The organism is Mesorhizobium sp., from assembly GCF_017306585.1.
In the GTDB taxonomy this organism is placed as follows: domain Bacteria; phylum Pseudomonadota; class Alphaproteobacteria; order Rhizobiales; family Rhizobiaceae; genus Mesorhizobium.
The window spans coordinates 1-4,717 of the sequence record NZ_JAFKIC010000099.1; the positions used below are offsets into that span (position 1 = coordinate 1).

Sequence of the window (4,717 nt, forward strand, 5' to 3'; positions counted from 1 at the left end):
CTGCCGTTCTACGCGATCCTGCGCGCCATCACCTTCAACATCGGGCCGATCAACTCCAAGCTCGGCGGCGTGCTGTGCATGTTCGGCGCCATCGCCATGCTGTTCCTGGTGCCGTGGCTCGACACCTCCAAGGTGCGCTCGGCGGTCTATCGGCCCTGGTACAAGCTGTTCTTCTGGCTGTTCGTGGCCGACGCCATCCTGCTCGGCTGGCTGGGTTCGCAGCCGGCGGAAGGCAGCTATGTGTTCATGGCGCAGATGGCAACGCTGTTCTACTTCGCCTTCTTCCTGATCATCATGCCGGTGCTCGGCCTCATCGAGACGCCGCGCAGGATGCCGAACTCGATCACCGAGGCGGTGCTGGAGAAGAACAAGGGCGGCAGCGGGCATCCGGCGGGCGCCACGGCCGCACCACAGACCAAGGGCTGAGCGGTAGAGAATCTAAGGGGATTTGGCATGAAAAAGATTCTCACCTCGCTCGCGCTGATCGGCCTTGTGGCCGCTGGTGGCGTGGCATTCGCAGCCGAAGAGGCGCACAATGAAGCGGCGCCGACGCATTTCCCGATCCATGAGCCGAAGGAAATGAGCTGGAGCTTCTCCGGCCCGTTCGGCACCTATGACAAGGCGCAGCTGCAGCGCGGTCTCAAGGTCTATAAGGAAGTCTGCTCGGCCTGCCATTCGATGAATCTGGTGGCGTTCCGCACGCTGTCGGACCTCGGCTACAACGACGCGCAGATCAAGACGTTCGCCGCCGAATACACGATCCATGACGGCCCCAACGATGCCGGCGACATGTTCGACCGTCCGGGCAAGCCGTCGGACCATTTCCCGCCGCCCTTCGCCAATGAGGAGGCCGCTGCCGCCTCCAATGGCGGTGCGGCACCGCCTGATATGTCACTGCTGGCCAAGGCGCGCGCCACCGAACGCGGCTTCCCGCAGTTCGTCTTCGATATCTTCACCCAGTACGATGCCGCCGGTCCCGACTATATCCACTCGCTGCTGACCGGCTACGACCAGACGCCACCGGCCGGAATGGTCATCCCCGAAGGCACGCACTACAACCCGTACTTCATGTCCGGCGTGTCGCTGAAGATGCCCAAGCCGCTCTCCGACGGCCAGGTGACCTATGACGACGGCTCGCCGCAGACCGTCGACCAGTATTCCCGGGACGTGGCGACCTTCCTGATGTGGGCGGCCGAACCGCACATGGAAGACCGCAAGAAGACCGGTTTCCGCGTGCTGGTGTTCCTGCTCCTGTTCGGCGCGCTGGTCTACATGACCAAGCGTAAGGTCTGGGAAGGCGTGGCCCACTAAGCCGCGCCAAGACAATACGGAATGAGAAGGGGCGCCTCGGGCGCCCTTTTTATTTTGCGCATTCGCCATGTCACATGGCCGTCACCGCATCTGGCGATCCTCAGCCATTCCCAACAAGGATCGCTCCCATGAGGAAATACGCATCGCTGGCCGCCGGTCTGCTGCTGCTGGTCGTCGGCTCGGCAGCCCAGGCCGAAGACGCAAAGCCCTTCGTCACCAACAAGGACATCGACCTGACGATGATCCTGCCGCCGCCGCCAGCCAATGATTCGGCTGAGACCAAGGCCGAGCTCGGCGAGGTGCTGACCCTGCAGGTGACGCGCACGCCCGAGATGGTGGCCAGCGCGGTGGCCGATGCCGAGGAGAATGTCTGGCGTTTCGCCGACGTGATGGGCCCGAACTTCACCAAGGACAAGCTGCCGAAATTCTCGGCCTTCTTCGACCGCGTGGTGGAGACCGAAGGCGCCGTCGTCGATCCGGCCAAGGATGTCTGGAAGCGCCCGCGTCCGCACCAGCTCAGCGATCTCGTCAAGCCGGCGGTCAAGCTGTCGAGCTCCGGCTCCTGGCCGTCGGGCCACGCCACGGTCGGCACCATGATGGGCATCATCCTGGCCGACATGGTCCCGGAAAAGCGCGCCGAGATCATGGCCCGCGCGGCCGCCTACGCCCATAACCGCGTCGTCGGCGGCATCCACTATCCCTCCGATGTCGAGATGGGCAAGATTTCCGGCAGCGTCATCGCCGCCGTCCTCTTCAACCGGGACGACTTCAAGGCCGAGTATGAAGTGGCCAAGGCCGAACTGCGGTCCGGCCTCGGCATGTAGGCCTTCACCGCATGCTTTCAGCCAGGAGGGCGCCGCGTGGCGCCCTTTTCCGTTTCCGGATACGGTGGCCACGCCCATGGAGCCGCCTGGACCTGGCCAGGAAACGCGTGGACGGGGAGCGGTCATGACGGAAGACGAACCCAATACCGACAGCGCGGCCATACGGGCCATCATCGCCCGGCAGTTCGCGAGCCTGAGTTGGGGCGAAGGCCGGGCTCCCGGCTGGGATGATTTCGCCGGGGATTTCCTGGATGGCGCCGGCCTCTTTCCGGCAGCCCGCCCGGCGAGATCTATCAACGTTGCCGATTTCGTCGAGCGTATGCGCGGCCTGTCGCGGACATCGCTGCTGTCTCTTGAGGAGACCGTGCTTGGCGCTGATATCCGCGTCTTCGGCAACATCGCGATCGCAGCGGTCGCGGCGGAGATGACCGAGAACGGCGCCGAAACCAATCGCTCCGTGGAAATGCTGCTGCTGGTGAAGAGCGAAGGACGCTGGAAGATCGCCGCGCAGGCCTGGGACAAGGCGAGCGAGGCCAATCCTTTGCCGGATGCGCTTGTCTCGGGCGCCGCATCGCGCTAGCCCTTGTCGGTCGCGTCGGGTTGCCATCGGTGCCCGCGCCGCCAGCTGGATCATCCGGAGAGCCGCCCCATGAAACCTTCGCTCGAAGACACGCTGCTCGCGGCGATCCGCACCATTCCGGACTATCCCAAGCCCGGCATCCTGTTTCGCGACATCACCACGCTGCTCGGCAATGCCCGCGCCTTCCGCCGCGCCATCGACGAGCTGGTGCACCCCTATGCCGGCCAGAAGATCGACAAGATCGCCGGCATTGAGGCGCGGGGCTTCATCCTGGGCGGCGCTGTGGCGCATCAGCTCTCGGCCGGCTTCGTGCCGATCCGCAAGAAGGGCAAGCTGCCCTATGAGACCGTGCGCGTCGCCTACAGCCTGGAATACGGGCTGGACGAGATGGAGATGCACAAGGACGGCGTCTCGCCCGGCGAAAAGGTGATCCTGGTCGACGACCTGATCGCAACCGGCGGCACGGCGGAGGCGGCGGTCAAGCTGCTGCGCCAGATCGGCGCCGACATCCTCGCCGCCTGCTTCGTCATCGACCTGCCGGATCTCGGCGGGCGCGCCAAACTGGAGGCGCTCGGCGTGCCGGTACGGACGCTGATCGGATTCGAGGGGCATTGAATAGGGAATAGCGAGTAGGGAATAGGGAATAGGGAATAGGGAATAGGGAATAGTTAGAGGCCTCATCAGAAGGCTGCCATGGTCATGACTGCCGATTCCTGCCAACTACTCCCTACTCCCTACTCCCTACTCCCTACTCCCTACTCCCTATTCGCTATTCCCTATTCCCTACTCCACCTTCACCAGCACGGCGCTTTCGAACTCCAGCACCTTGTCGCCGGTCGAATCGGAGGCGCCGCAAAGCAGCGCCAGCAGCCGCCAGCCGGGACGCGAGGCGATGGGGCGGTGGGAAATGGCGGTGCGGGTGAAGGTCACCGTCTCGCCGGCATAGACCGGCTTCAGCCATTTCAGGTTCTTGAAGCCGGGCGAGGGGCCGAATTCGGGCGCCGGGCCGGTCCCGGTCCAGCCATCGGCGTCCATGCGGGCCTCGAGATTGAGCTTCATCCAGGTGGCGGCGGTATGCCAGCCCGATGCACAGAGCCCGCCGAGCACGCTCTTTTTCGCGGCTTCCTCGTCGATATGGAATATCTGCGGGTCGTATTTGCGGGCGAAGGCCTTGATCGCCTCGGGCTCGAATGTGTGCGTGCCCAGCGTGACCGTGGTGCCGATGCGGAAGAATTCGTCGAGGCTCATGCCTGATACCCCGCTGCGTCGCGCGTCAGGAACATGACGGAATTCTCGAGTTCGAAGACGCTTTCGCCGCGCTGGTTGACCAGTTCGCTGCGCATGGTCACGAAGCCGAGTTGTGGCTTCGACCGCGACAGCCGCTTGGCCAGGACGACCAGATTGCCTCTGAGCGTATCGCCGGCCAGAACCGGCTTCTTCCATTTGACGTGATCGACGCCGGGTGCGCCCTGGCAGGTGGAGTCCAGGAGGAAGGCATCGCACAGCATGCGCATGAACATGGCGCAGGTGTGCCAGCCGGAGGCCGAGAGGCCGCCCAGGATGCTGGCCTTGCCGGCCTCCTCGTCGAGATGCATCGGCTGGGCATCGAACTCACTGGCGAATTCGACGATCTCGGCCGCGCTCACCTGTTTGGTGCCAAGGTCGAACGATGCGCCCTCGATGAAATCCTCATAGGCCCATGTCTTTGCGGTCATGGTCTGGCATCCCTGCAAAACATACGATCCGTTCGGATCGGCAAACCCGGATGCAGGCCACGGGCGATTTGGTCAAGTTCTTTCTGGTAAGCCAGCGTATAGCGACCGCCGGCGGCAGCGGGTCAGAGCCAGCCGCGGCGGCGGAAATACCAGAAGGGCAGGATCGCCGAGACGATCATCAGGCCGATGGCGAAGGGATAGCCCAGTTGCCATTTCAGCTCGGGAATGATGTCGAAATTCATGCCGTAGATCGAGGCGACCAGCGTCGGCGGCAGGAAGATGACGGC

The 4,717-nt window shown here is 63.9% G+C and carries 7 protein-coding genes and 1 pseudogene; 5 read left to right on the forward strand and 3 right to left on the reverse strand.

What is annotated here, in order from left to right; translation table 11 throughout:
• From J0I79_RS03455 to J0I79_RS03475, 5 genes and pseudogenes are all read left to right on the forward strand, one after another.
• Window positions 1-426, forward strand: a pseudogene (locus J0I79_RS03455) (cytochrome b); the annotation flags it as partial.
• A gap of 27 nt (window positions 427-453) precedes the next feature.
• Window positions 454-1,311 (forward strand): cytochrome c1, encoded by an 858-nt coding sequence (locus J0I79_RS03460; protein WP_292855327.1) that lies wholly within the window; start codon window positions 454-456, stop codon window positions 1,309-1,311.
• Window positions 1,312-1,439: 128 nt separating this feature from the next.
• Complete coding sequence (locus J0I79_RS03465) at window positions 1,440-2,135, forward strand: phosphatase PAP2 family protein (RefSeq protein ID WP_292855328.1); 696 nt, start codon at window positions 1,440-1,442, stop codon at window positions 2,133-2,135.
• A 124-nt stretch (window positions 2,136-2,259) separates the two neighbouring features.
• The gene (locus tag J0I79_RS03470) at window positions 2,260-2,715 is read left to right on the forward strand and encodes a nuclear transport factor 2 family protein (protein WP_292855329.1); all 456 of its coding nucleotides are present in this window, start codon (window positions 2,260-2,262) and stop codon (window positions 2,713-2,715) included.
• A gap of 69 nt (window positions 2,716-2,784) precedes the next feature.
• Complete coding sequence (locus J0I79_RS03475; RefSeq protein WP_137932449.1) at window positions 2,785-3,330, forward strand: adenine phosphoribosyltransferase; 546 nt, start codon at window positions 2,785-2,787, stop codon at window positions 3,328-3,330.
• Between the two features lie 168 nt (window positions 3,331-3,498).
• Here J0I79_RS03475 and J0I79_RS03480 read toward each other — a convergent pair whose 3' ends face one another.
• The 3 genes from J0I79_RS03480 to J0I79_RS03490 form a co-directional block, all read right to left on the reverse strand.
• Entirely contained in the window at window positions 3,499-3,963 is a 465-nt protein-coding gene (locus J0I79_RS03480; RefSeq protein WP_292855330.1) for a MaoC family dehydratase, read from the reverse strand.
• Window positions 3,960-4,430: a MaoC family dehydratase gene (locus J0I79_RS03485; RefSeq protein WP_292855331.1), complete on the reverse strand. Its 471-nt coding sequence runs from the start codon at window positions 4,428-4,430 to the stop codon at window positions 3,960-3,962. The genes J0I79_RS03480 and J0I79_RS03485 overlap by 4 nt, the downstream gene beginning before the upstream one ends.
• A 122-nt stretch (window positions 4,431-4,552) precedes the next feature.
• Window positions 4,553-4,717 (reverse strand): CorA family divalent cation transporter (locus J0I79_RS03490; protein WP_292855332.1); only part of this gene is annotated, 165 nt, incomplete at its 5' end.